This is a genomic window from Micromonospora sp. WMMD1120 (assembly GCF_029626235.1).
Classification (GTDB): domain Bacteria; phylum Actinomycetota; class Actinomycetes; order Mycobacteriales; family Micromonosporaceae; genus Micromonospora.
On sequence record NZ_JARUBO010000005.1, the window covers coordinates 6,817,557 to 6,842,630 of the forward strand.

Below are 25,074 nucleotides of genomic sequence, written 5' to 3' on the forward strand. Positions count from 1 at the left end.
CTCGTACCTCTCGTCCTGCTGTAGCCGCCCCGTCTGCTGCTGCGTCCACTCGCCGGCCCGGCCGCCGGTGCGCTACTCGTGGCCGCGACCATGCTCGCCGCCTCACTCGGTGTCCGCCACACGGTCGAGCCGGGCACCGTCAGCGTCGGAAACCTCGCGCCGACCGATCCCTTCGGCGTACGCCCCTTGAATCGTGGGTAGCTCCCCGTAATGGTGTGGAAGAACCCCGCAGACCTCCTCCGTCTGCTCGTCGTCGCGCTACTCGTCTACCCGGTGCTGGTGGTGATCCTGCGGGTGTCCGGGAAGCGGACACTGTCCAAGCTCAACGCGTTCGACTTCGTGGTCACGGTGGCGCTGGGCTCGACGCTGGCGACGATCCTGCTGTCGCGGGACGTCTCGCTGGCTGAGGGGATCCTCGCGTTGGCTCTGCTGGTCAGCCTGCAGTACGGGGCCGCGTTGCTCGCGGTCCGCTGGCCGCCGTCGCAGCGGCTGCTCAAGGCCCGACCGACCCTGCTGCTACGAGACGGACGACTCCGGCACGAGAGCATGCGCAGCGTCCGGGTGGCGGAGAGCGAAATCCGGCAGGCCGCCCGCAGCCAGGGCACCGGCGACCTCGGGAACCTCGCGGCGGTGGTGCTGGAGACCGACGGAAGCCTCAGCGTCATCACCCGGGGCCAACTCGGCGACGGCAGCAGCCTCGCCGACGTGCCCGACGCTAAGGCGCAGCCCGGCGAGTGACCGCTCGTTTCGGCCGGTGTCGCGGGGGAACGCCACAGGCATGCGCAAGCCGACAGGAAGGGCCCGATGAGCGCCGGCGGGTACGACGCGATCGTCGTCGGCGCGGGGCACAACGGGCTCGTGGCCGCCAGCCTGCTGGCCGACGCCGGCTGGCACGTCCTCGTGCTGGAGGCGGACGACGCGCCCGGCGGTGCGGTACGGTCCGCGGAGGTGCTCGGGCCCGGTTTCACCACCGACCTGTTCAGCGCGTTCTATCCGTTGGGCGCGGCCTCGCCGGTGCTACGCGCGCTCGATCTGGAGCGGCACGGGCTCCGGTGGAGTCACGCTCCGGTCCCGCTGGCGCACCTCCTGCCGGACGAGCGGGTGGTCGTGCTGTCCCGGGACGTGGCCGAGACGGCCGCGTCCGTCGAGCGGTTCGCTTCGGGCGACGGCGCGGCCTGGGAGGCCCTGGCGCAGCGGTGGGACCGGTACGGCGACGACGTGCTCCAGGCACTGTTCAGCCCGTTCCCGCCGCTGCGCTCCGGGGTCCGACTGCTGACCCGGATGGGCCCGGCCGATGCCCTGCGGGCCGCGCGCTTCGCCACCCTGCCGGTCCGGCGCCTCGGGATGGAACAGTTCCGCGGCGACGGCGCGCGGCTGCTGCTGGCAGGCACCGCGCTGCACTCGGACATGTCACCGGACGAGCCGGGCAGCGGACTGTTCGGTTGGCTGATGACGATGGTCGGGCAGCGGACCGGTTTCCCCGTCCCGCGCGGCGGGTCCGGCAAGCTCGTCGAGGCGCTGGTGCGCAGGCTGAGGGCGGCCGGCGGGGAGCTGCGCTGCGGTGTCCGAGTGGAAAAGGTCATCGTGGTGGGTGGCCGGGCGCGGGGTGTGCTGACCAGCGCGGGTCGGATCCTGGCACGGCGGGCGGTGATCGCCGACGTCGACGTGCCCACGCTCTATCTCGATCTGGTCGGTGCGGAGCGGCTGCCCGACCGGGTCCTGTCGGACCTGCGCCGGTTCGACTGGGATCCCGCCACGGTGAAGCTGAACTGGGCGCTGTCCGGGCCGGTGCCGTGGACCGCCGGCGAGGTCGCCGGCGCGGGCACGGTCCACCTCGGCGAAGGGCTCGACGGGTTGACGGACTACGCGGCGGACCTGACCGTCGGCCGTGCTCCGCGCCGGCCGTTCCTGCTGCTCGGGCAGATGACCACGGCCGACGCAACCCGCTCGCCAGCGGGTACGGAGGTGGTGTGGGCGTACACGCACCTGCCACGTGGGGTGGCCTTCGACCCCGGGGTGGTACGGCGGCAGGTGGCGGCGGTGGAGAACCTGGTGGAGCGGCACGCGCCCGGCTTCCGCGACCGGGTGCTCAACCGCGTGGTCCAGACGCCGGCAAACCTGGCGGACGCGGACGGGAACCTGGTGGGCGGGGCGATCAACGGCGGTACCACGAAGATCTACCAGGAGTTGGTGTTTCGGCCGCTGCCCGGGCTGGGCCGGGCGGAGACGCCCGTCCGGGGGCTCTATCTGGGCAGTGCCGGCGCGCACCCGGGCGGCGGGGTGCACGGTGGACCGGGGGCGAACGCGGCGAAGGCCGCGCTGCTGCACGCCGGCGGTCGTCGGCTGCGGGCCGCGGCGGTGCGGGCGACGGTGCGCCGGATCAGCGGGGCGCCGGACCGTGGCCTGCTGCCGCCGCCGGTGGGTGACCTTCCCGAGGCCACCAACCGGGGTGGTGCGGTCGGTGGCACCGGGACGACCGGCGACGACTGATCAGCTCCGGCGCCAGGCGAGGACGGCCACCCCCGTCCCCAGCACGCCGGCGGCCACCCCCATCCGGTGTCGGGAGAGCCAGGCCTGCGGGCTGCGGCCGTGCGCCCGGGAGGAGAAGTCACCACGCGCGCCGTAGTCGTGTCCGCCGGGCCCGTCGAGGGGATGCCAGAGGTTGTTCGGCCGGTCGTGGTCGGCGGGACGGCCGGTTTGCTGGGATTTGTAGCCGGTGTGCGCCAGGTAGCGGTCCAGCAGCCCGGGCGCGACGCGATTGCCGAGGATGGTCAGCACGGTGGAGGTGCCGACCCAGTACTCGCGCCGGCGGGGCCGGTCCACGGCGCCGACGATCGCGCGGGCGGCCACCTCCGGCTCGTAGATCGGCGGTACCGGCTCGGCACGCCGGGGCAGCCGGGACAGCAGCCATTCGAACTGCGGGGTGTTGACCGCCGGCAGGTGCACCATGGTGACCTTGACGTTGCTGCGCTCGTGCAGCAACTCGCAGCGCAGCGACTCGGTGAACCCGACGATGGCGTGCTTCGCCCCGCAGTAGGCCGCCTGCAGGGGGATGCCCCGGTAGGCCAGCGCGGAACCGACCTGGACGACGGTGCCCCGGTCGCGGGGCGTCATGTGGGACAGCGCCACGCGGGTGCCGTGCACGTAGCCGAGGTAGGTGACCTCCATGGCTCGGCGGAACTCCTCGGGCCGGGTCTGCTGGAACGGCGCGAAGACGGAGCTGAACGCGTCGTTGATCCACAGGTCGATCGGGCCCAGTTCCGCCTCGACCCGCCGGCCGGCGTCGACGACCTGGTCGTAATCGGCCATGTCGACCTCGATCGGCAGGGCTCGGCCGCCGGCTTCGCGTACCTCCTCGGCGGCGGCGGCGAGCCCCACCCGCCCGCGGGCCAGCAGCGCGATCGCGATGCCGCGCCGCGCCAGCAGCCGTACCGTGGCCCGACCGACTCCCGCGCTGGCGCCGGTCACCACCGCCACCCCGATGTCCTGCCGCCGCATGCCCATCCCGCCTCCCGTCGCCGACTCCTGCTGCCCGCACTACCCGTCGTCGGTCGGCTCAGTCACCCCCGGCGCGCCTGATCTGCGCAGCCCGCACGTGTCAGATCGGGACGGGCGGGTACCGCACGCCACGGACGCCGAGGGAAGGGGCGACAGCGATGGCCGCAGCGGACGCGGACCAGCAGGCCGCCGGCACCACGCCCGCGGTGCTGCGGGACTACGCGTTGCTCGCCGACGGGCACCGGGGCGCGCTCGTCGGCCCCGGCGGGGACGTCGCCTGGCTGTGCGCGCCCGGCTGGTCCGACCCGGCGGTGTTCAGCACCCTGCTCGGCGGGGCGGGCACGTTCCTGGTGGCGCCGGCGGCCGACCGGTTCGTCTGGGGAGGACACTACGAGCCCGGCTCGCTGATCTGGCGCAGCCGGTGGGTCACCGGGGACGGCATCGTCGAGTCCCGGGACGCGCTGGCCTTTCCCGGCGAGGCCGGCCGGCTGGTGCTGCTGCGCCAGGTCCGCGCGCTGCAACAGCCGGCGCGGGTGCGGATGGTGCTGGATCCGCGGGCCGACTTCGGCCGGGAGCCGGTGCGCGAGGTCACCCGCGACGGCGAACGCTGGCTGGCCCGTGCCGGTGGACTGCACCTGCGCGTGCAGGGCGGCGGCGAGCTGGGCCGGGACCCGCAGGGCTTCCTGGCCGGCGAGCTGACGATCCCGGCGGGCGGCCGGCACGACGTGGTGCTGGAGCTGGCCGCCGGTCCGCTCGACACGCCGTGCGAACCCCCGGGAGAGTTGTGGCGCACCACCGAGCACCACTGGGCGTCGGTGGTCCCGCCGCTGGCCGGGCCGGCCGCCCGGGACGCCACGCTGGCCTACGCGGTCCTGCGCGGGATGACCCGCCCGGGTGGTGGCATGGTCGCCGCCGCCACCACCGCCCTGCCGGAGCGGGCGATGGCGGGGCGCAACTACGACTACCGGTACGCATGGATCCGGGACCAGTCCTTCGCGGGCCAGGCTGCCGCGCTGGTCGGGCGGTACGACCTGCTCGACGACTCCGTCGCGTTCCTGACCGCTCGGGTACTGGCCGACGGGGACGGGCTCGCGCCGGCGTACACGGTCGGCGGAGATCCGGTGCCGCGGGAGCAGCCGCTGACCGGCCTGCCCGGGTATCCGGGCGCGGGGGCCCGCATCGGCAACTGGGTACGCGGCCAGTTCCAGCTCGACGCGTTCGGCGAGGTGCTGCTGGTGTTGGCCGCCGCGCAGCGCCACGACCGACTCGACAGCGACGGCCGGCACGCGATGCAGATTGCCGCCGAGGTGATCGAGCGGCGCTGGGCGCAACCGGACGCCGGGATCTGGGAGCTGCCGCCCCGGCAGTGGACGCACTCGAAGCTGACGTGTGTGGCGGGACTTCGGGCGGCGGCACGTACCACGACGGCCCGCCCGTCCGCGCGCTGGTCGGCGCTGGCGGACCAGATCCTGGCCGACACCGCCGCGCACGGGTTGGCGGCGGACGGGCACTGGCGTCGTGCGTACGACGACGACCGGACCGACGCCGCGCTGCTGCTGCCCGGCATCCGGGGCGCGCTTCCGCCGCAGGACCCGCGCACCGACCGGACCCGCCAGGCGGTCGTCGCCGACCTCGCTCAGGACGGCTATCTCTACCGGTTCCGGCCGGACCGGCGGCCGCTCGGCGACGCCGAGGGCGCGTTCCTGCTGTGCGGCTTCGCCGCCGCGCTGTCCGCGTGGCAGGCCGGCGACGAGGTCGGCGCCAACCGGTGGTTCGAACGCAACCGGGCCGCCTGCGGCCCACCGGGCCTCTACACCGAGGAGTACGACGTACGGCAACGCCAGCTCCGCGGCAACGCGCCCCAGGGGTTCGTGCACGCGCTGATGTTGGAGACCGCGGTGACGCTCGGCCAGGTCGACCCCTGCCGCTGACCGGTCTACCGACCGGGACCGGCGATGAGCGCCAGCCCGGTCTCCGGGTCGACGCGCTTGGCCAGCTCCGGTGCGACCTCGGTGACGATCACTTCAAGCGTCGGCCACACCCGGGCCGAGAGCAGGTGGCCGCCCACCGTGCTGCCGTCCGAGCGGCCGAGCACCGCGTGCACGTGCAGGGCCGGCTCGCCGTTGCGTGCGGCCACGTCTCCGACCAGCGACAACACCTCGACCTGCGCGCGGACCGGGATGTGCCGGTAGTCGCCCTTGTCCCGGTCGAACCAGCCAACCTCGGCCTCGCGGAATCCACCCACGGCGGTCACCCGGCCGGCGCGCAGGTCATGGCGGCGCAGCGCGTCGCCGATAGCGGTCACCGGCTCGTCGCCCTTGTCACAGACGACGACCAGCACCCGGCCGGTCGGCTGATGCAGTTCATCGACCTTCATGACTCCTCCTCGTGTCGTCCCGTGGTCGCGCCCAGCACCGCCCAGACGGCAGCGACGGCCGCGTCGGCCAGCGCGGCGTGCCGCTGCCGCCGGTCGGCGGCGGCGAGACCGAGCGCGGTGAGCGCGTGCAGGCCATCGACCGCCGCGCCCGCCACGAGCACTCCCGATGCGGGCCACCGCAGGGTGAGCGCAGCCTGCGCCAGGTGTCGGGCGCCCAGCACCCGAAGCGTCGCTTCGGCGGTGGGGGTCGGCGGTCCGACCGGCCGCAGCAGCGCGCCGGGGGCGAGCAGCAGCAGGCTGCCCCAGGCCACGCGGCCGGTGAGTGCCGCGTGTCGCAGAGTTCGTCCCGGGGGTCGGCGGCCCATGTCAGGCCACCCGGAACTGCTGGGCCTGCTCGGCGCGGAACTCCAGCCCGTTGCCCGGCTGGTCGTTGTGCACCTGCACCGCGCCGCCGGTGGCCGACCGTACTCCGTCGAAGAGCATCGCCTCGATGCGGACGTGGTCGTGGAACCACTCCAGGTGCCGCAGGTTCGGCGTGGCAGCGGCGACGGCGAGGTGCTGATGCGGTGCGCAGTGCCCGGACACCTGGATCCCGGCGGCGTCCGCCACCGCCGCCGCGCGGAGGAACTCGCTGATCCCGCCGCACCGCGTGACGTCGATCTGGAGACAGTCGACGTACGGGGCCATCCGGTGGAAGTAGACCAGGTCGAAGCCGTACTCCCCCGCCGTCACGTCGGCCGCGACCCGGTCGCGGACGAGGCCGAGTCCGGGCAGGTCGTCGGAGCTGACCGGCTCCTCGTACCAGCGCACGTCCAGGTCCGCGGCGGCGTGCGCGACGCGGACCGCCTGCTTGCGTTGGTACGCGCCGTTGGCGTCGACGAACAGCTGCGTGTCGTCGCCGATCGTGCGACGCGCCTGCCTCATCCGCTCCAGATCGCGCTCCACCGCCGTGCCGCAGGACTCCCCGATCTTGATCTTCACGCGGGGGATGCCCTGTTCGTGCACCCAGCCGCTGAGCTGCCGGTGCTGCCGCTGGGCGTCATAGGTGGTGAAGCCGCCGCTGCCGTAGACCGGCACCTCCCGGCGGGCGACGCCGAGCAACCGGGTCAGCGGCAGGTTGTGCCGGCGTGCCTTCAGGTCCCACAGCGCGCAGTCGGCGGCCGACAGGGCGAGCCCGGCGATGCCGGGGCGGCCGGCGTTGCGCAGCCGCCGTCGCATGCGGTCCCAGGCCGCCGGCACGTCGTCCGGGTCGAGGTCGGCAAGCACCGGCGCGAGCAGGTCCGCCACCACGGCGACGACGGCGCTCGGGCCGTAGGTCCAGCCGATCCCGGTGTGCCCGTCGGCACGCGCTCGGACCAGCACCAGCGTGGTGGCGGTCCAGGCGAGGGTGCCGTCGCCCTCCGAGGCGTCGGTGGGGATCCGGTACGCCTCGGCGGTGACGCCGACGCCGGTCACCGCGTCCACCGCCGGGCCAGCGCGGTGGCCGCGGCCAGCCCCGCGGCGGCCACCAGGCTGACCGTCGCCCAACGGGTGATCGGGCCGGGCTGCCGGGGCCGGTCACCCCAGCTCTGTTCCGGCCGCCGGGGAACGGTGTCGTTGTACATGGCCGCGCGCAGCAGTTCGGCCAGGTGCAGCGCAGAACGGCCATCTGCGGCGCTCTGCTCGACCTGGGTGCGACAGCTGAACCCGTCCGCGAGGATCACGTCCGTGTCGGCGGCGTCCCGGACGGCCGGGAGCAGCACCCGTTCCGCGCACGCCTCGGACACCTCGTGGTGGCCCTGCTCAAAGCCGAAGTTGCCGGCCAGGCCACAGCAGCCGGAGTCCAGGAACTCGGCGTCGACGCCGGCCGCGGAGAGCACGGCCTGGTCGGCGGCGGTGCCGAGGATCGCGTGGTGGTGGCAGTGGGTCTGGATCAGGGCGTGCGCGTCCAGGCGGGGCGGCTGCCAACCGGGGCTGTGGTCGTTCAGCAACTCGGCGAGCGTGACGGTCTGCTCCCGCAGGCGGGTGACGTCGTCGTCGGCCGGAAACAGCTCGTGCGCGTCGCTGCGGAACACGGCCGTGCAGCTCGGCTCCAGCCCCACCACCCGGGTGCCGGCGCGCAGGTGCGGCCGCAGCGCGTCGACGCTGCGGCGCAGCACCCGCTTGGCGACGTCGAGCTGGCCGGTGGAGATCCAGGTCAGACCGCAGCACACCGGGCGCTCCGGTACCCGTACCCGCCAGCCGGCGGCCTCCAGCACCTCGACCGCGGCGCGGGCCACGCCCGGGTGGAAGTGGTTGCTGAAGGTGTCCGGCCAGAGCACGACCTCGCCCCGGGCACCGTCGCCGGTCGGGGTACGGCGGGCGAACCAGTGCTGGAACGATTCCGGCGCGAACAGCGGGATGTCGCGGCGTTTGTCGATCCCGCCGACGACCTTGGCCAGGCGACTGAGGCCCGGTGCGTGCGCGAGCGCGTTGACGGTGCGGGGCAGCCGGGCGGCGACGGTGGCCACCAGCGGCAGCCAGCCCATCGAGTAGTGCGCGCGGGGGCGCAGCCGACCCGCGTAGTGGTGCGACAGGAACTCGGCTTTGTAGGTGGCCATGTCCACGTTGACCGGGCAGTCGGCCTTGCAGCCCTTGCAGGCCAGGCAGAGGTCGAGCGCGTCGCGGACCGCGTCGGAGCGCCACCCGTCGGCGATGGTGCCTCCCCGGGCCGCGCCGTCGAGCATCTCGAACAGCAGCCGGGAGCGGCCCCGGGTCGAGTGCTCCTCCTCCCGGGTCACCATGTAGGACGGGCACATCACCCCGCCGGAGTGTCGCCGGCACTTGCCGACGCCCACGCATCGCAGCACCGCGTCGCCGAAGCTGCCGCGGTCGTCCGGGTAGGCGAAGGTGGTTCGCACGCCGCCGTGGTCGTAGTCGACACCGAGGCGCAGGTGACTGTCGAGGGGGTAGGGCGGCATGGCCTTGCCCGGGTTCATCCGGTCGTCCGGGTCGAAGATCGCTTTGAACTGGCCGAACGCCCGGATGAGGCGCTCGCCGTACATCTTGGGCAGCAGCTCGCCGCGGGCCTGGCCGTCGCCGTGCTCCCCGGAGAACGACCCGCCGTAGGACACCACGAGGTCGGCGGCGCGCTCGACGAAGGAGCGGAAGTCGCGCACGCCGTCGGCGGTGCGCAGTTGGAACGGGATCCGGGTGTGCACACAGCCCTGCCCGAAATGCCCGTACAGCGAGGCCTGCTGGTAGCCGTACTCGCGGTAGAGCGCCTGCAGGTCGCGCAGGTAGTCCCCCAGCCGGTCCGGGGCGACCGCCGAGTCCTCCCAGCCGGGCCAGGTGTTGTCCGCGCCGGGCACATGGGCGGTGGCGCCCAGCGCGGACTCCCGGACCCCCCACATCCGCTTGTCGTCGGCCGGGTCGGTGAACTCGTGCACGCGGGGGCCGCCGTCGCGGCGCACCGCGTCGATCAGCCGACGGGCGGCGGCCCGGGCCTGTTCGGGTGTGTCGCCGCCGAGCTGCACCATCAGCCAGGCGCCGCCCTCGGGCAGCTCGTGCAGCGCGTGCGGGTGCAGGCTCTTGCGCCGCTCGAAGCTGATGAGCTTGTCGTCGATGCCCTCCAGCGCGATCGGCTGGTGCTCCAGGATCCGCGGCACGTCGTCACCGGCCGAGGCGATGTCCGGGTAGCTGAGGAACACCAGCGCGTCGGCGTTGACCCGCGGGACCAGTTTCAGTCGGGCCCGCAGCACGGTGACCAGGGTGCCCTCGGAACCGACCAGGGCCTGGGCGATGTGGAAGTTCTTCTCCGGCAGCAGGCTGTCCAGGTTGTAGCCGGAGACCCGGCGGGGGATGTGCGGATAGCGGGTACGGATGTCGGCCAGGTACTCGTCGCGCAACGCCCGCAGCCGCCGGTAAATCTCGGCCTGGCGGCCGCCGTCGCGCTGGATACGGGCGTACTCCTCGTCGCTGGTCTCCCCCACCCACAGGCGGGTGCCGTCGTACAGCAGCACCTCCAGCTCGACGATGTTGTCGACCACCTTTCCGGCGCGCTGGGCCGTGGCGCCGCAGGAGTTGTTGCCGATCATGCCGCCGAGTGTGCAGTGGTTGTGCGTGGCCGGCCGGGGCCCGTACTCCAGGCCGGTTGGCTCCAACTGGGCGTTCAGCTCGTCGAGCACGATGCCGGGTTCGACCAGGCAGGTGCCGGCCCGCTCGTCGACCTCCAGCAGGCGGTGGCAGTACTTGGACCAGTCGAGGATCACGGCGGTGTTGGTGCACTCGCCGGCCAGGCTGGTGCCGCCGCCGCGGGAGGTCAGCGGCGCGCCGTGGCGGCGGCAGACGGCCACGGCGGCCACCGCCGCCTCCAGGGTGCGGGGCACCACCACCCCGAGTGGGACCTGGCGGTAGTTGGAGGCGTCGGTGGAGTACGCGGCGCGGGAGCCGGCGTCGAAGCGGACCTCGCCGTCGACCTCGGCCCGCAGGTCGGCGGCGAGCGCGGCCAGGTCGACGTCGCGGGCTGGCTCGGGTGGCCGCAGGACCGGGTCGGGGAGCACCTCGGTCATGAGCGCAGCTCGTTGATCTTGTCGCGGGCGACGGTCGCGACGGTGGCGACCTTGTGCGGCTGCCCGCGCAGGAACGCCTCGGTGAAGTGTTTCGCCTGGTCATATTTGATCTTGCCAGGCATCGGCGGCTCGTTCGGGTTGACGTCGCAGTCGACGAGCGCCGGGCCGGGGTGGGCGAGCGCCTCCCGGATCGCGCCCGGCAGCGCCTTCGCGTCGGTCACCTTCACCCCGAACGCGCCGCAGCCACGCGCCCAGGTGGAGAAGTCCGCCTCCGGCTGGCGGTGCCGTACCGCGTACTCGGGGTAGCCGAGGATGATCTGCTCCCAGAGGATCTGCCCGTACGAGTTGTTGTTGTTGATGACCACCTTGATCGGCAGGTCGTGCCGCACCGCGGTGAGGAACTCGGCCATCAGCATGGCGAAACCGCCGTCGCCGACGAACGCGATCACCTGCCGGCCCGGGTAGGCGTGCTGCATGGCGATCGCGTACGGCAGGCCGGGCGCCATGGTGGCCAGGTTGCCCGACAGGTAGAACTCACGGTCGCCACGGATCGTCCAGTGCCGGGCGGACCAGGTGGCGATCGTGCCCGAGTCGCAGGTCAGGATGGCGTCGTCGGCGGCGGCGGCGTCGACGCAGCCCATCAGGTACTGCGGGGCGATCGGCGAGCGCTCCGGGTCCACCAGGCTGGCCATCTCCCCACGCCAGTCACTCATCTTGCCCTGGTACTTCTCCAGGAACGACCTATCCGCGGTGTGACCGAGCAGCGGCAGCAGATCCCGCAGCGCCAGCCGGGCATCCGCGCAGACCGGCGCCTCGACCGGCAGCCGCATCCCGATCAGGCTCGGGTCGGCGTCGATCTGCACGACCTTCGCCTGCCCCGGCCCGGGCAGGTACTTCCCGTACGGGAAGGAGGTGCCCACCATCAGCAGCGTGTCGCACTCCTCCATCAGCTCCTCGCTCGGCGCGGTGCCGAGCAGGCCGAGCCCGCCCGTGGTCAGCGGATGGTCGTCGGGCACCACCAGCTTGCCGGGCAGTGTCTTGACGATCGGACTGGCCAGGGCCTCGGCCACCGCCAGCACCTCCTCGCGGGCACCTCGGGCGCCCACGCCGACCAGCATGGCCACCTTCCGGCCGGCCTTGAGCACCTCGGCCGCCTTCGCCAGCTCCCCCGGGTCGGCCGGCAGCTGGGGGTACGACACCGTGGCGGCGCTCATCGGCGGCTTGCCCGGACTCACGTGCCGGTACGGGTCGTCGGAGGCCGGCGCGACCTGCACGTCGTTGGGGAAGGTCAGGTGCGCCACGGTCCGCTTGCTCAGCGCGTCGCGGATCGCCAGGTCCACCACCGCCGGCATCTGCTGCGGGTTGGTGACCATCAGGTTGTAGGAGGCGACGTCCTGGTAGAGCTGCGTGGTGTGCACCTCCTGCTGGTAGTGCGAGCCCAGCACCGACGTCTCCTGCATACCGGTGATCGCCAGCACCGGCACGTGGTCGAGCTTGGCGTCGTAGAGCCCGTTGAGCAGGTGGATCGCCCCCGGGCCGGAGGTGGCGCAGCAGACCCCCAGCCGACCGGTGGCCTTGGCGTAGCCGGTGGCCATGAACGCCGCCGCCTCCTCGTGGTGCACCAGCACGAACCGCAGCTTCTCGCGCTGCCGGCGGAATCCCTCCATCAGGCCGTTGATGCCGTCGCCGGGCAGGCCGAACACGGTGTCGACCCCCCACTCCACCAGGCGTCGGGCCAGGCTCTCGCCCACGATCTCCTGCACGTCGTCCTCCTCTTTCCGGGGTTCGCCCGTCCTCGTCCGCGTCAGCGGGATCTCACGTGTCCCACCGGACACCGCGGACCGGGGCGGACGGGGCGGCGGCTACCCGGCCTCCCAGACCGCAAACCCACCAGAGCCACCGATTTCGGGCCTTGGTCATCGGTGCCCTTCGTCCCGGGGCAGCACCGACAGCCGTCCCCGCCCCTCCAGCACGGCGAGATGCACGGCGTCGACCTCGCCCACCCCGTGCTCGCGCAGCAGGGCATCGAGGTCGGCGCGCGTCATCCCGGCACGGTGCAGGTTGCCGGTGAGCGCCCGGCCGTGAGCGACCACCACCACCGGACCCTTCTCGATCAGCCTCCGGCCGGCGGGCCGCAGCCGCACCCAGGTGATCAGCGCGTGAGCGGCCAGGATGGCCACCAGGGTCACCGCGCCGGAGAGGTAGCTCGCGTCCGGGGCGCTGGGCAGCCGCCCGACGATCGCGCCCACCGCGACGGCGGCCACGAAGTCGTACGCGGACAGCTCGGCAAGCGTCCGGCGACCGCCGACGCGCATCGCGAGTACAGCGGTCAGGTAGAGCAGGATCGCCTTCACCGCCACCCAGACCAGCCAGCCCGGGTGACCGACGAGGGAGCTCACCGCGTTCATCGCCCCGACCCGTTCCCGCCACGGCGCCAGCGCCCGCGCCGCACGCGCAGAAGCCGTGCCGAAGCCACCGCGTCCCGCTCGGTGAGTGCTGCACGGTTGTTAAGGATCACCACGCCGGCAGGACGTCGAACACGACGAACGAGCCGGCCGGTCTGGTAACGCACCGCCGGCGGCCGGGTCGCCCTGGTGGCGACCGTGGCATGGCCGCCGACCGGCTCACCCCACCAGCGGTGACGCCCCGCGCCGACCCGATAGCGGTCGCGCTGCGACTGGCACAGGATCTGCAGGACGACGCGCCCGAATCGCCGGACGGACTGCTGGTGCTGAGCCTGACACAACGCACCACCCGTCCCGTCGAGGAGCAGAAGACGCTGCGCCGGTTCCTCGCCGTCGCACCGGCACACCCCGCTGCCCCGGAGATCCGTCCCCTGCTCGGCCACTGACCGGGCTCATGAACGGCGCCGCGCCAGCAGGTAGCCCAGAAACAGGCCGCTGCCCAGCAGGACCACCACACGTGGCGTGATCGCCGCACGGAGCTTGCCGAAGCCCGTCTTCGGGTCCACCACGCTGCCGGCTACGTCACCCGCGGTGCCCACCACCACGTCACCAAGCCTGCCGAGATTCACCCGACCCACCACCTTCCCGAGGTCGCCGGCTACCCAAGGAGCCGCCGACGAAACACTCACTCGTCCTGACCGGTGAAGACTCGCTGCGCCAAGGGCTGCTCACCGCCGGCCACCAACACCTCGTCGCCAGCGCGCAGCACCGTCGCCCGGCCGAGCCGGACCTGCTCGCCATCGCGGCTGACCAGGCTCACCCACACCCCCTCGTCCCGGCTCAGTTCGAACAGCGGCCGCCCGTCGGCCGGGGCGCCGGATGCGACGGTGTAATGCCGCAGCCCGACCGGCTCGCCCTGTACCCGGATGCCGACCGCCCACGGCTGCAGTGGGGTGGTCCGCATCGGCACCCGGCACCACCGAGCCATGAGTGGAACCAGTCCGCCCTGCACCACGATCGAGAACGCGACCACGGCGAAGATGATGTCGAACAACCGCAGGTCCTGTTCCAGGTCGGCAGTGAGGATGAACGTGCCGAGCAGGATCGGCACCGCGCCTTTGAGGCCGGACCAGACCACGAAAACACGCTCACCCCAGCGCAGCCGGACCGTGCTGAGCAGCCCGCCGACCACGATCGGCCGGATCACGAATGTCAGCAGCACCGCCAGCGCCAGGCCGGTGAGCCAGGCCCGCTCGGTCACCATGCTGCGCAGCGACACGATCAGGCCGAGCAGGCCGAACGCCAGGATCTCGCCGAGGCTGGCCAGCGCGCCGTGGAAGCGCTGGATCTCCCGCTTGAACGGTGCCCGGGCGTCACCGACGACGATGCCGGCGAGAAACACCGCGAGGAACCCAGAGCCGCGCGCCAGTGTCGCCACACCGTAGATCGACGCGGCGGCGAAGAGTACCTGGAGCGGGTAGAGACTCTCGTCCGGCAGGGACACCCGGCGCATCAGCTGCAGGATGAGCCACCCGCCGGCCAACCCGATCACCGACCCGACCAGCAGTTGCAGCGCGAACTCCCCCGCCCCGGAGGCGACCGCCGACCAGCCCCAAGCGGTCCCGGCGGCGAGCAGGCTCGCCATCAGCGCGATCCCCACCGGGTCGTTCGCGCCCGACTCGCCCTCCAGGATCGTGCCGCTGCGCCCCACGACGGTGCGCCGCCCCAGCACGGAGAAGACGGCGGCGGGATCGGTCGGCGAGAGTGCGGTGCCGACCAGCAGGGCGGCGAGCCAATCGAACCCGAACACCCAGCGCAGCACCAGCGCCAGTGCGCCGGCAGTCAGCAGCGTCCCGAGCACACCCACCAGCACGACCGGCCCGAGCGACGGGCGTAGTCGCCGCCAGCCCATGCTCATCCCGCCGCTGAACAGCACCAGCACGAGGGCGATCTCGACCAGGTGCCGGACCGTGTACAGCGACAGATCGTCCAGCCTCGGGAACAGGTCGGAGACGATCGCGGCGGCGAACAGGAACAGCGCCGGCGCGGGCAACCGCAGCCGATCGGCGAGCCGGTTGGAGAGCACGGCCAAGACCGCCACCGCGCCCAGCCCGGCGACGTAGAGCGCGAATCCCGTCACCGCCACCCCATCCAGGTCCGACCCGCCGGATCCCCAGCGGCTCCCGTGGGCTGCCGCTACCCGCCCAGGCCGGAGTTAACCGGGCCGGCACCCGATCAGTGGGCGAGAACCTGGGGCACCGGCTGATGCGGCGGCACGGTCAACGCCGCTTCGCGATCTCGTGGTGTCCGGCGGCGTACCAGCGGCGCCCGGGCATCGCGGTGGCGCCATGCACCACGACGCTGACCGCGACGACGAGGCTGCCGGCGCTCCAGAGCAATGGGTCGACCGCCCCCTCGTCGGCGCTGAAGGTCAGGTAGAACAGCGCGGACACGCCGATCGGACCGAACCAGCCGAGGAAGACCAGCTCCCGCCAGGGCAAACCGAGCGGTTTTCCGAGCGCCAGCACCACCGGCAGCCGTCGCAGCAGCAGGACCGCGACGGCGAAGAGCGGCAACCGCCAGCCGGCGTCGAGCCAGTCGCGCCAGGGCAGTTCGACGCCGAGCAGGAAGAACAGTGGCAGCACCAGGTAGCGGGTGAGCGAGTCGTCCAACTGCTGCTCGGCGATGCGGGGCTGGTCGCCGATGACGCGGTTGTAGGCCAGCCCGGTGACGAACGCGGCGAGGATGCCGTCGGTGTCCAGCACCCGCGCGACCCCGAGCGCGGCGATCCCGAGCAGCACTGCGAAGACCAGCAGCGACCCCTGGTCGAGGGTCTCCCTACGGCTCGCCGCGCGCACGGCGTGCCCGGCCAACGAACCGAGCAGGACGCCGACGACCACCGCGCCGAGCACACCCCACACCGCCGCGGTCACCTGGTCCGTCCACGGCTGCGCGCCGACGGCGGCCAGGGCGAGGACGACGAGGGGGAACGCGAGCCCGTCGTTGCCGCCGGACTCACCGCTGATCACCTGCCGGAGCCGGTCGGGCAGTTGCCGCTCGGCGGGGCCGCCGGAGACGATGCCCGAGGCCAGCACCGGGTCGGTGGGGGTCAGGCAGCTGCCGAGCAGCGCTGCCAGGCCCAGCGGCATGCCGAGTACCAGCCAGGACAGTCCGGTGCTGAGCAGCGCCATTCCGATCATGCCGGCGGAGAGCAGCACGAGGATCGGGCGCAGCACGGCCCGGTAGCCGGCGATCGGGAAGCGCAACGCGACCGCCATCAGAGACACCGCCAGCAAGGCCCGGCTCACCTCACGGTTGAGCTCGGCGCCGAGCCGGTCGGTGAGGTCGATCAGGCCGATTACCGGGCCTGCCAGCACTCCCAGAGCCAGGGCCAGTAGCGGCTCGGACAGCACGGTACGGCGGATGGCGCTGGACCAGAACGCGAGCAGGACACCGAGCCCTCCGACGAGGGCGTATGCGAGCAGCAGGGGACTCATGCCCGCCCGCTACCCGGCGTGGCCTCGAACGCGCCCACCCGCCGCCACCTCACGTGCGCCGGGAGCGGGCGGTGGCCCGGGCGTTGGCCTTCTCGATCGCCTCGACCAGCTCCCCCTTGTTCATGTTCTCCGGCTCGTCGATGCCGACCTTGCGGGCCACGTCGTCCAGGTGCCCCTTGCTGGCGTTGGCATCCACCCCCTGCGCGGTCGGCCGTTCGCGGTCGCGTGACGCCGGGGTGCCCTGGGCCGCCTGCGGGTCCGAAGGGCCCTTGTGCTCCTTGGGCTCCCAGTGATCGCCGACCTTCTCGTGGGTGTGCTTCAGCGACGCGTACGCCGCCCGGTGCGCCCGCTCGCCGTCGCCGTAGCTCTCCTCGGCCGCCTCCAGGGTCTTTTTGTACGTGCGGACCGCCTTGTCGTCCGAACGCGCGATGGTCGACGGCACGTCGTCGCGCATCTGTTCGGCTTGCTCGTGCTTGTCCGGCATCTCGCTGTCTCCTGATCCCCTATCACCTGTTCAGTTCGTCGCGGGCGGCGTCGACGCCCGCCGGCAACACCCGACCCGCGGTCTCGGTGACCATGTCCCGCACATCGTCGGCGAGCCGCGCCGAGGGTCCCCCGGCTGCCCGCAACTGCGCCAACCCCGCCCGCCCCAGCACCACGGCGGCGACAAGGTAGCCGGCGGTGAGGCCGGCGGCGGCCAGCCGCCGCGGGAGCATCGTCTCCAGCACGCGCAACACGGTGGTCGACGCCGCTCCCGCGCCGAACACCAGGCAGCCGCCGGCGGCCGCCAGCAACACGATCCCCACGCCGGCCGGGCGGGCCGCCTCGCCCACCTGCGCGCGGACCGCCCGGACCTCCTCGCGTACGACGTCGGCCACGTCCTCGGCCAGCCGCTCGGTGGGGCTTCGCCGCCCGTCCGGTCGTACGGTCCCGTCGCTCATCGCACCTCCCACTGCGCCCCCGCTTGCTCCGGGCGTACCCGGGCGAACGGCCCCGCACACGGCGATGCGCAGCTTTTCCGCAGGCGCGGAGGCGCAAAGCCGGGACCCGCATCGGCCGGATGCCCGACACTGGCCGGGTGAGCAGCCCACCGCGTCTGCGCCGGTCCCGGTGGCTGATCCCGGTGGCGCCGGGCAGCCGGGTCACCCGGCTCGAGCTGTTCTACGACCTGATCTTCGTCTTCGCCTTCCTCAACGTCACCGGACTCGTCTCCCGTGATCTGGCGGCTGCGCAGGTGGTGAGCGGTGTCGTGGTGGTGGCGCTGCTCTGGTGGTGCTGGACCGGCTTCGTCGCACTCGGCAACGTGGTACGCGCCGACCACGGCGTCCTGCCGGTGCTCGGCTTCGGGATCATGGCCGCAGTGTTCGTACTCGCGATCGCGATTCCACAGGCCTCCGTCGACCAGCCCGACGACCTGCCAGGCCCCCTGGTGTTCGCCGGGTCCTACCTGACCGTGCGGGCGCTGACCTCGGTCGGGTTCGTGTTCGTGCTCACCCGTGCCGCACACCCGCGTCCAGCTCGCCGCCGTCACCGTCCCGCCGCTGCTGGCCGCCGTGCTGATCGGGCTCTCGGTCGCCGTGCCGTGGTGGGTGCCGGCCGAGGCGGTACTGGACGCCCGCCTGCTCCTGTGGAGCGCGGCCCTGGTCGTGGAGTACGCGGTCGGCCTGGTGCTGCCCTACGCGCACTGGTCGCTGCCGTCAGTCGGGCACTGGGCCGAGCGGCACGGACTGATTGTGCTCATCGCCCTGGGCGAGGTGGTGATCTCGCTAGGCGTCGGGCCGGGCCGATTCGACCGGTTGGCGCTGACCACCCGGGTCATCACCGCATCCGTACTGGGCATCGCGCTGGTCGCCGCCCTCTGGTGGTTGCACTTCGACAGCCTGGCCGCCGGGGTGGAGCAGAGCCTGCATGGTGTGCGGGACGCCGTGCGGGTACCGCAGGCCCGTGACATCTACACCTATCTGCACCTGCTGACCATCCTTGGCGTGGTGAGCACCGCCCTTGGCCTCACGCTGCTGGTGGAAACGGTCGCCATGCGGCATTCCCCACTGGCCGCTGCGGCCAGCGTCGCCCTGCACGGCGGCGTCGCGCTCTACCTGCTGAGTCAGGTGGCGATTGCTCGCCGGACATTTCACCGCACGAACCGGCCTGTTCTCGGCACCGCTGTCCTGGTCGCCGCCCTGGCGCTGCCCGGGGCGCACCTCGTGCCGCTGGTCGCCCTCGTGGTACTCGTCGCGGTGTGCGGGGCGCTCGCCGTGTCGCAGCGCATGACCGCCGACCGCAGGCGCGTCAAGAACCTGTTGCGTCGGGAGGAGCACGTCACCGAGGAGGCGGTCAGCGCGTGGCGGAAGCGACACCTGTGAGGCGGTCCTGTCGATCCTGCCCGCACTGCCCGCAGTACCAGCCAAAATAGGATTCGCAGTCCTTCCCGGCGAGTCAGGCCGTACAGCCAAGGAGCCCCATGCATCGACGCCGCAGCCCGGTGAGACCGCCCGGCGAGTCGACCAGTTTGTGGCACCGGGGTCTCTCCCTGGGAGCCAAGGCGTTGCAGGACACCACGCCGCTGAAGGGCTTCGACGCGTACGTTGTCGGTTTCCACCCGGCGAAGGACGACCCGTCGATGCAGATGGAGGCGCACCACTACTGCCGGCAGGTCAACGACGACTTCCTGCAGTGCGTGCTGTTCGACGGCAACACCGACGAGGCCAACCTGATCGGCGTGGAGTACATCGTCTCCGGACGCCTGCACGACACGCTGCCGGAGGAGGAACGCCGCTACTGGCACCCCCACAACTACGAGGTGCTCGGTGGCTCACTGATCGCGCCGGGGCTGCCCGAGCCGGCGGAGCGGGCGCTCATGGCAATGCTCATGAACAGCTACGGCAAGACGTGGCACACCTGGCACACCGGCCGCCTCGACACCGGTCCCGGGGATATCCTGCCGCTGGGCGACCCGCTGCTGATGTGGTCGTTCAACCGCGACGGCCAGTGCGATCCCGCCCTTGAACAGCACCGCAACCAGGCCATGGACGTCAACCGCGCGCAGAAGCGCGACGCCCGCTCCGGCCTGATCGAGGAGGCACACCCGCAGGACGGGGTGGCCCTGCTCGACGATGCGTTTCCCGACAGCACACCGCTTCCCGGTGTGGTCGACCGGCAGACCAGCCGGTAGGGACCGGGCCGAGTCAGGAGTTCGGACGCAGAGACCTACGGCGACCGAGGGAGACGACGCCGGCGCTCGTGTTTCCCTGGCCGGCCGAAGCCTAGAGCGGGGTGCCCACGTCGTTCGGCACGCTCCGACGGCTCCTGTCGGAAGAGCCGGCAGCCGGGCTGGCGAGACGCGCGGCCCGATCCAGCGCGCCGACCACCAGCGCGTGCGGCACGGTCAGCGCGGCGATCACCATCACGGTGACGGCCGCCGACTCCGGCCAGCGGGCGTTCGGCCAGAACAGGACCAGAGCCAGCAGGACCGCCAGGGTCGGCAGCGCCGCCTGCCGGCCGAAGCGCCACAGCGGCTCGCCCAGCCGACCGGCGGCGAGATCTGTCCGGTTCGCCGGCTCGGTGCTGAGCATGCGCGCGAGATGGCGGGGTGCGTGCCAGCCACCGACGTACACGCCGACCGCGACCGTCGGCGGCACCACCAGCACCAGCGCGGTCAGCAACGCCAGATCCGCCGCCTCGCTCGCCGCGCCGCGCCGCCAGCGGCGTACCGCGGCCACCGCCAACAGGGCGAGCGTCGTGACCTCGACCGCGGCGGCCGGCCCCGGCGGCAGCCCGGGGTTGCCGCCGGAGACCTCCGCGACCAGCGGGGCGAGGTCGGCCCGGTGGTGGGCCAGCGGAAGCAGCACGACTGCCGCGCCGAAGGCGGCCGCGGTCAACGGGTCGCGGCGGCGCGGTCGCGCGGCGGCGCGGTCGGCGAACGCGGTCTCCCCCGCGCCGAAGTGCGCGACGGAGAGCAACAGGAACACCAGCAGCGCCGGACCGGGCGCCGCCCGGAAGACCAGGAAGGCAGCGACCGCGACCGCCGCGTAGGCGAGCGCGAGCAGAACCGGGCGCGGCCCGCGCCAACCGGGCAGCGAGCGGGGTACGAGATGGTCGACCGCGCCGTGCGGGATGCTCGCCAGCAGTCCCGCCAGCAACACGGCGCGTCCGGCACCGGCGCTCCACCCGACGGTCAGGTCGACGGCCAGCGCCGCCCCGGCCAGCGCTCGGCTACCCAGCCCCGCAAGGCGTTGTAGTCGTCGAACAGCAGGCGGGACCACCTGCACACCACCTGCACACCTTATAGCCTTTTTGCGAGATTTCTCCGGCCTTGGGAGCGCGATGAACGTCGAGAACGTCTTCGGCTACAACGTCATCCAGTGGACGCTGGTGTCGCACGTGCTGACGCTCGGATACGCCGTGATGGCCGCCGGCCTGGTCTACTTCCTGACCACGCGCAGCAGCTCAGGCCCCCGCTACCGGCTCTCCTCCACGCTGTCCGCGGTCGTCATGGCCTCCGCCTTCTTCGAACTCTGGGTCCTCTCGCAGCGCTGGTCGCAGGCGTTCCGATGGGACGGCACCGCCTACGTGCAGTCCGACACCCTGTTCAGCAACGGCTACCGCTACATGAACTGGTCCATCGACGTACCGGTGCTGCTGATCCAACTCCTGGTCGTGCTCGGCATCACCGGACGCGCCTTCCACCGCACCTGGGTGATCTTCGCCGCCGCCGGACTCGCCATGATCTACACCGGGTACGCCGGCCAGTTCCACGAGGTGGACCGTGGCCCGCAGTTCTGGATCTGGGGCCTGGTCAGCACCGCCTTCTTCCTCCTGATCCTGGTCCTCGTCGCCCGCACCGTCTTCGCCAACGTGGGCCGGCTGCCCGCCTCCGCCCGGCCGTTGGCCAAGGCCGTCTGGTGGTTGCTTCTGGGCTCCTGGCTGCTCTACCCCGGCGCCTACCTGATGCCGGCCATGTGGGACTCGGCCGACGGAGTCGTCGCGCGTCAGATCACCTACACCGTCGCGGACATCACCTCCAAGGTCGTCTACGGCGTCCTGCTCGGCATCATCGCCCGCAAGGTGAGCGCCGAGGAGGGCTGGCCCCCGGCACAGGAGGAGGACGTCGCCCGCCCGCGTGGCGGCCTGACCTCCCGCGCCGGATGAGCCGGACGGCCAGTCCAGCCCAGCGCTCCGTACACCGTCGCGCGTCCGGTGGTGGTCTTCCCCCAGGTAACCAGACCCTCGGCCAGGTATGCGGAAGGCGCACACGGGGGATCACGGCGGGATGAGCCCTGTGCCGCGTACCCTCCGCTCCCGCCTGGCGGCGGCGTGGTCGGGGTTCTGGCTGGTACCGGCGGCGTTCGCCGCCGGGGCCGTGCTGCTGGCCCTCGGTTTGTCGGTGGCCGAGCTGCGGCTGGGTCTGCCGACCGGCGGGTTCCTGCCCAGCAGCGTGGGCGGCGCCCGGTCGCTGCTGTCGTCGATCATCACCGCGATGATCTCGTTCACCGCGCTGGTCTTCTCCATCACCGTGGTGGCCGTGCAGCTCGCCAGCAGCCAGTACTCGCCCCGGGTGCTGCGGACCTTTCTGCAGGACCGGATCACGCAGGCGGCGCTGGGCACCTTCCTGGCGACCGCGCTGTTCGCCATGGTGGTGCTGGCAGCCCTGCCGGCCGGCGCCGACACCCGACTACCGGAGCTGTCGCTCGCCGTGGCGATGGCGCTCGTGCTGGCCAGCAGCGGGCTCTTCGTCTACTACCTGCACCACGTCACCACTGTCATGCGGGTCTCGCACATCATCGCCGCGGTCGGCGCACAGACCCGCCGGGTGATCGAGGAGCAGTACCCGGCCGGTCGGGCCACCGCGCCCGCCCCGCCGCTGGCTCCACCGGTACAGGTGATCCACGCGGCGCAGCCCGGCATGGTCCAGCACGTCGATCTCGGCCGGCTCGCCGCACTGGCCCGCACACACGACTGCGCCCTGTCGGTCCTGCCCGCGCCGGGCGACTTCGTGGTGGCCGGACAACCGCTGATCGCCGTCCACCCGCTACCCGGCGGCACCCTTCCGACGACCGTGCCGGATGCGCGGGCGTGCCTCGCGGTGAGCCTCGGTGTGGAACGGACCCTCGGTCAGGACGTCGGGTTCGGGTTCCGGCAACTGACCGACATCGCCGAGCGGGCACTGTCGCCGGGCATCAACGACACCACCACCGCCGTCCGCAGCGTGCAGGAGATGCACGACCTGCTACGCCGGCTCGCCGGCCGGCCCGGTCACCGTCTGATCGTCGACGACCCGGACGGCACCCCACGCGTACGGGCCCGCGCACAGACGTTCGACGGCTTCCTCGCGGTCGCGGTCGACGACGTCCGGCGGGCGGGACACGACCAGCCACGGATCGAGCGGCTCCTGGATGACGTCCTCGCGGATCTGCGGTCCGTGGCGCTACCGGAACACCTGCCCGACATCGTTTCCAGGACCGTGACGCGGCAGGCGTGAGCTTCTCCCCGCATCACAACGGCCCAGATCGACGGATCGCCTCCCCTACGCCGTAAGCAATCGGTAAGCCGACCCCACCTGGCGGCAGTGATCTCCTGCGGTTTGACTTGAACCGTGATTCGCCGTCTTCTCCGTGCTCCGGCTTCCTGGATCGTCGTCGCCGTGCTCGGCATCGGTGTCGCAGGAGGGCTCTACTGGTTCCAGCCGTGGCGACTGTTCACCGACACGGTCGTGACAGACACTCTCTCCTCCGTCGCGCCGCCGTCTCCGTCCTCGTCGCAGACCGGGGACACCCCGGCATCGCCAGCCGCGGACATCCCTGCGTCGCCGGTCGTTGTCGCCGAGGGCACGTTCGTCACGCACGAACACGACACCAGCGGCGCCGTCCGGATGGTCCGCAACCCGGACGGCAGTCACCAGTTGGAGATCGTCGGGCTGGACACCAGCGACGGCCCCGACCTGCGGGTGTGGCTGTCCGACCAGCAGGTTCGGGCAGGCACCGCCGGCTGGCGGGTGTTCGACGACGGCAAGTACGCGGAACTGGGCAAGCTCAAGGGCAACCAGGGCGATCAGGTGTACCGGCTGGGCGCGGGAGTCGACCCGGCGGATTTCCGCAGCGTGAGCATCTGGTGCAAGCGATTCGCCGTCTCCTTCGGCGCCGCGGAACTCGCCGCCGTCCCGTCGTAGCCGAACCCGTCCCTTCGCCGAACGGACGCCTCACGACTGAGAACTGCCGGCCCAACCTCCTTCGCGCACGCAGGGGTTCGCGGCCGCCTCGGTCGCTCGGACAGTACGCTCACCACCGCCGCGACATGTCAGTGCCGGCCACGTACGCCTGACTGGCTTGTCACCGCCCCGACCAGATCGAGAACACGACCGCCTCGCTGGCAGAGCGCCTCTCTCGACCACGCACCGGTTGTGGCGGTTCCGCCGACCCCGTCGAAACCGCGGCGGCCTCGCGGGGCTGCTGGGAGACTGGTGCGGTGAGCGGTCCCGCCCTCGTGCGCCGGTCCCGGTGGTTGACGCCGGTCGTGCCGGGAACGCGGGTGACCCGCCTGGAGTTGTTCTTCGACCTGATCTTCGTTTTCGCGTTTCTCAACGTGACCGGCCTGATCTCGACCCACCCGACCCCGCGATCGTTGGTGTCCGGGTTGCTCGTACTGACGCTGCTGTGGTGGTGCTGGACCGTGCTGGCTGCCCTGGGCAACCTCGTCCGCATCGACAAGGGGATCCTGCCCGTGTTCGGGCTCGGCATCGCCGTCGCCACGTTCGTGCTGGCGATCACCATTCCGCAGGCGTTCCAGAACCAACTAAACGACCTGGCGGGACCGGTCGTGTTCGCGCTGGCCTACCTGGCCCTGCGCGGTCTCACCCTGGGCGCGTTCCTCTTCGTCCTGACCGGCACCGGTCGAGACCGGCGGCAACTGGCGCTCGTCTCCGCGCCGCCACTGGTGGCGGGCGTCCTGGTCATCCTCGCCGGCACGGCGGCCTGGTGGGCACCGCCGGACGTGCGCGTGGACGTCCGCCTCGGTCTGTGGGCGGCCGCGCTCCTGACCGAGTACTCGGTCGGCCTGATCCTGCCCTACTCCAAGTGGGCGGTCGCCTCGGCCGGGCACTGGGCCGAGCGGCATTCTCTGATCGTCCTGATCGCGCTCGGCGAGGCGGTCATCTCGCTGGGGCTCGGACCCGGCCGGTTCGAGCGACTCGCGCTGTCCGGGCCGGTGATCACCGGGTCGGCCCTCGGCATTCTGCTACTGGCGGCCCTGTGGTGGCTGCACTTCGACACCCTCGCGCCCAGCGTGGAGCAGGCGATGCACGGCACTCGGGACATCAAGCGGGTCTCGCTGGCCCGGGACGTCTTCACCTACCTGCACCTGCTGATGATCACGAGTGTCATCGCCGTCGCGCTCGGACTCAAGGTGGTCCTGCAGGCCGCGGCCGAGATCAGCGTCGAGCCGCTGAGCTGGTCCGGGGTCGCCGCCCTCTACGGCGGGGTCGCCCTGTACCTGCTGACCGAGGTCGCGGTGGTCGCGCGCACCTTCCGCCGGGTGCGGCCCACCAGGCTGGCCACCGCCGCGGTCGTGGCTCTGCTGAGCTGGCCGGCGACGCTCGTCACGCCTCTCGCCGCGCTGGGCGGGCTGATAGTCGTCCTGATCGCTCTCATCGTGGTCGACCGGTTCACCGGCACCGCCGCCCGCAGCAGGATCAAGGCTTTCCTGCGGGAGGAGGAAGAGGTGTCCGAGCGGGCGGTCAGCCAGTGGCGGCAGCAGCACCTCTGACAGCGACCGTC

23 protein-coding genes are annotated in these 25,074 nt (G+C 72.3%); 10 read left to right on the top strand and 13 right to left on the bottom strand.

Features of this window, described 5'->3' with window-relative positions; all coding sequences use genetic code 11:
* Positions 1-210: 210 nt before the first annotated feature.
* Complete coding sequence (locus O7634_RS30470; RefSeq protein ID WP_278153586.1) at positions 211-738, top strand: YetF domain-containing protein; 528 nt, start codon at positions 211-213, stop codon at positions 736-738.
* Between the two features lie 66 nt (positions 739-804).
* Positions 805-2,490: an NAD(P)/FAD-dependent oxidoreductase gene (locus O7634_RS30475; protein ID WP_278153587.1), complete on the top strand. Its 1,686-nt coding sequence runs from the start codon at positions 805-807 to the stop codon at positions 2,488-2,490.
* Here O7634_RS30475 and O7634_RS30480 read toward each other — a convergent pair whose 3' ends face one another.
* Positions 2,491-3,504 carry an SDR family oxidoreductase gene (locus O7634_RS30480; RefSeq protein ID WP_278153588.1) on the bottom strand — a complete coding sequence of 338 codons (1,014 nt, stop codon included), beginning with the start codon at positions 3,502-3,504 and terminating at the stop codon, positions 2,491-2,493.
* Between the two features lie 152 nt (positions 3,505-3,656).
* On the opposite strand from O7634_RS30480, the gene O7634_RS30485 reads away from it, so the two are divergent.
* Complete coding sequence (locus O7634_RS30485; RefSeq protein ID WP_278153589.1) at positions 3,657-5,429, top strand: glycoside hydrolase family 15 protein; 1,773 nt, start codon at positions 3,657-3,659, stop codon at positions 5,427-5,429.
* 5 nt (positions 5,430-5,434) lie between these two features.
* Here the strand turns inward: O7634_RS30485 and O7634_RS30490 are convergent, their stop codons facing one another.
* The 6 genes from O7634_RS30490 to O7634_RS30515 form a co-directional block, all read right to left on the bottom strand.
* Positions 5,435-5,875 carry a PPC domain-containing DNA-binding protein gene (locus tag O7634_RS30490; RefSeq protein ID WP_278153590.1) on the bottom strand — a complete coding sequence of 147 codons (441 nt, stop codon included), beginning with the start codon at positions 5,873-5,875 and terminating at the stop codon, positions 5,435-5,437.
* Positions 5,872-6,186: a hypothetical protein gene (locus tag O7634_RS30495; RefSeq protein ID WP_278153591.1), complete on the bottom strand. Its 315-nt coding sequence runs from the start codon at positions 6,184-6,186 to the stop codon at positions 5,872-5,874. Before O7634_RS30495 ends, O7634_RS30490 begins: the two co-directional genes overlap by 4 nt.
* A 55-nt stretch (positions 6,187-6,241) precedes the next feature.
* The gene (locus O7634_RS30500) at positions 6,242-7,330 is read right to left on the bottom strand and encodes an enolase C-terminal domain-like protein (RefSeq protein ID WP_278153592.1); all 1,089 of its coding nucleotides are present in this window, start codon (positions 7,328-7,330) and stop codon (positions 6,242-6,244) included.
* Positions 7,327-10,404, bottom strand: coding sequence for an FAD-binding and (Fe-S)-binding domain-containing protein (locus O7634_RS30505; RefSeq protein WP_278153593.1), 3,078 nt, complete (start codon positions 10,402-10,404; stop codon positions 7,327-7,329). Before O7634_RS30505 ends, O7634_RS30500 begins: the two co-directional genes overlap by 4 nt.
* Positions 10,401-12,167 (bottom strand): thiamine pyrophosphate-dependent enzyme, encoded by a 1,767-nt coding sequence (locus O7634_RS30510; RefSeq protein WP_278153594.1) that lies wholly within the window; start codon positions 12,165-12,167, stop codon positions 10,401-10,403. The genes O7634_RS30505 and O7634_RS30510 overlap by 4 nt, the downstream gene beginning before the upstream one ends.
* A 153-nt stretch (positions 12,168-12,320) precedes the next feature.
* Entirely contained in the window at positions 12,321-12,812 is a 492-nt protein-coding gene (locus O7634_RS30515; protein ID WP_278153595.1) for a YetF domain-containing protein, read from the bottom strand.
* A 200-nt stretch (positions 12,813-13,012) separates the two neighbouring features.
* Here O7634_RS30515 and O7634_RS30520 point away from each other — a divergent pair, with 200 nt between their 5' ends.
* Positions 13,013-13,255 (top strand): hypothetical protein, encoded by a 243-nt coding sequence (locus O7634_RS30520; RefSeq protein WP_278153596.1) that lies wholly within the window; start codon positions 13,013-13,015, stop codon positions 13,253-13,255.
* Between the two features lie 6 nt (positions 13,256-13,261).
* On the opposite strand, the gene O7634_RS30525 is transcribed toward O7634_RS30520, so the two are convergent.
* From O7634_RS30525 to O7634_RS30545, 5 genes are all read right to left on the bottom strand, one after another.
* A complete protein-coding gene (locus O7634_RS30525) occupies positions 13,262-13,438 on the bottom strand; it encodes a hypothetical protein (protein ID WP_278153597.1) in 177 nt (58 codons plus the stop codon).
* 56 nt (positions 13,439-13,494) lie between these two features.
* Positions 13,495-14,949, bottom strand: coding sequence for a cation:proton antiporter (locus O7634_RS30530; protein WP_278153598.1), 1,455 nt, complete (start codon positions 14,947-14,949; stop codon positions 13,495-13,497).
* Positions 14,950-15,088: 139 nt separating this feature from the next.
* Positions 15,089-16,306, bottom strand: a complete 1,218-nt coding sequence (locus O7634_RS30535; protein ID WP_278153599.1) for a cation:proton antiporter — start codon at positions 16,304-16,306, stop codon at positions 15,089-15,091.
* Between the two features lie 49 nt (positions 16,307-16,355).
* Positions 16,356-16,790, bottom strand: coding sequence for a ChaB family protein (locus O7634_RS30540; protein ID WP_278153600.1), 435 nt, complete (start codon positions 16,788-16,790; stop codon positions 16,356-16,358).
* Between the two features lie 22 nt (positions 16,791-16,812).
* A complete protein-coding gene (locus O7634_RS30545) occupies positions 16,813-17,247 on the bottom strand; it encodes a phage holin family protein (RefSeq protein WP_278153601.1) in 435 nt (144 codons plus the stop codon).
* Positions 17,248-17,802: 555 nt separating this feature from the next.
* Between O7634_RS30545 and O7634_RS30550 the strand changes: the two genes are divergently transcribed.
* Together O7634_RS30550 and O7634_RS30555 are read left to right on the top strand one after the other, a co-directional pair.
* Positions 17,803-18,669, top strand: a complete 867-nt coding sequence (locus O7634_RS30550; RefSeq protein ID WP_278153602.1) for a low temperature requirement protein A — start codon at positions 17,803-17,805, stop codon at positions 18,667-18,669.
* A gap of 98 nt (positions 18,670-18,767) precedes the next feature.
* Entirely contained in the window at positions 18,768-19,478 is a 711-nt protein-coding gene (locus tag O7634_RS30555; protein WP_278153603.1) for an OBAP family protein, read from the top strand.
* Positions 19,479-19,569: 91 nt separating this feature from the next.
* Here O7634_RS30555 and O7634_RS30560 read toward each other — a convergent pair whose 3' ends face one another.
* Complete coding sequence (locus O7634_RS30560; RefSeq protein WP_278153604.1) at positions 19,570-20,568, bottom strand: Brp/Blh family beta-carotene 15,15'-dioxygenase; 999 nt, start codon at positions 20,566-20,568, stop codon at positions 19,570-19,572.
* A 61-nt stretch (positions 20,569-20,629) separates the two neighbouring features.
* Here O7634_RS30560 and O7634_RS30565 point away from each other — a divergent pair, with 61 nt between their 5' ends.
* From O7634_RS30565 to O7634_RS30580, 4 genes are all read left to right on the top strand, one after another.
* Positions 20,630-21,454, top strand: a complete 825-nt coding sequence (locus tag O7634_RS30565) for a bacteriorhodopsin (protein ID WP_278153605.1) — start codon at positions 20,630-20,632, stop codon at positions 21,452-21,454.
* Positions 21,455-21,575: 121 nt separating this feature from the next.
* Positions 21,576-22,784 carry a DUF2254 domain-containing protein gene (locus O7634_RS30570; protein ID WP_278153606.1) on the top strand — a complete coding sequence of 403 codons (1,209 nt, stop codon included), beginning with the start codon at positions 21,576-21,578 and terminating at the stop codon, positions 22,782-22,784.
* Positions 22,785-22,898: 114 nt separating this feature from the next.
* Entirely contained in the window at positions 22,899-23,471 is a 573-nt protein-coding gene (locus O7634_RS30575) for a DM13 domain-containing protein (RefSeq protein ID WP_278153607.1), read from the top strand.
* A 296-nt stretch (positions 23,472-23,767) separates the two neighbouring features.
* Positions 23,768-25,063: a low temperature requirement protein A gene (locus O7634_RS30580; protein WP_278153608.1), complete on the top strand. Its 1,296-nt coding sequence runs from the start codon at positions 23,768-23,770 to the stop codon at positions 25,061-25,063.
* Positions 25,064-25,074: the final 11 nt, after the last annotated feature.

Bases quoted from the DNA above. Each gene is read 5' to 3' on its own strand.
- O7634_RS30470 (WP_278153586.1), top strand. From the start codon at position 211: ATGGTGTGGAAGAACCCCGCAGACCTCCTCCGTCTGCTCGTCGTCGCG.
- O7634_RS30475 (WP_278153587.1), top strand. From the start codon at position 805: ATGAGCGCCGGCGGGTACGACGCGATCGTCGTCGGCGCGGGGCACAAC.
- O7634_RS30480 (WP_278153588.1), bottom strand. From the start codon at position 3,504: ATGGGCATGCGGCGGCAGGACATCGGGGTGGCGGTGGTGACCGGCGCC.
- O7634_RS30485 (WP_278153589.1), top strand. From the start codon at position 3,657: ATGGCCGCAGCGGACGCGGACCAGCAGGCCGCCGGCACCACGCCCGCG.
- O7634_RS30490 (WP_278153590.1), bottom strand. From the start codon at position 5,875: ATGAAGGTCGATGAACTGCATCAGCCGACCGGCCGGGTGCTGGTCGTC.
- O7634_RS30505 (WP_278153593.1), bottom strand. From the start codon at position 10,404: ATGACCGAGGTGCTCCCCGACCCGGTCCTGCGGCCACCCGAGCCAGCC.
- O7634_RS30515 (WP_278153595.1), bottom strand. From the start codon at position 12,812: ATGAACGCGGTGAGCTCCCTCGTCGGTCACCCGGGCTGGCTGGTCTGG.
- O7634_RS30520 (WP_278153596.1), top strand. From the start codon at position 13,013: ATGGCCGCCGACCGGCTCACCCCACCAGCGGTGACGCCCCGCGCCGAC.
- O7634_RS30535 (WP_278153599.1), bottom strand. From the start codon at position 16,306: ATGAGTCCCCTGCTGCTCGCATACGCCCTCGTCGGAGGGCTCGGTGTC.
- O7634_RS30540 (WP_278153600.1), bottom strand. From the start codon at position 16,790: ATGCCGGACAAGCACGAGCAAGCCGAACAGATGCGCGACGACGTGCCG.
- O7634_RS30545 (WP_278153601.1), bottom strand. From the start codon at position 17,247: ATGAGCGACGGGACCGTACGACCGGACGGGCGGCGAAGCCCCACCGAG.
- O7634_RS30555 (WP_278153603.1), top strand. From the start codon at position 18,768: ATGCATCGACGCCGCAGCCCGGTGAGACCGCCCGGCGAGTCGACCAGT.
- O7634_RS30565 (WP_278153605.1), top strand. From the start codon at position 20,630: ATGAACGTCGAGAACGTCTTCGGCTACAACGTCATCCAGTGGACGCTG.
- O7634_RS30570 (WP_278153606.1), top strand. From the start codon at position 21,576: ATGAGCCCTGTGCCGCGTACCCTCCGCTCCCGCCTGGCGGCGGCGTGG.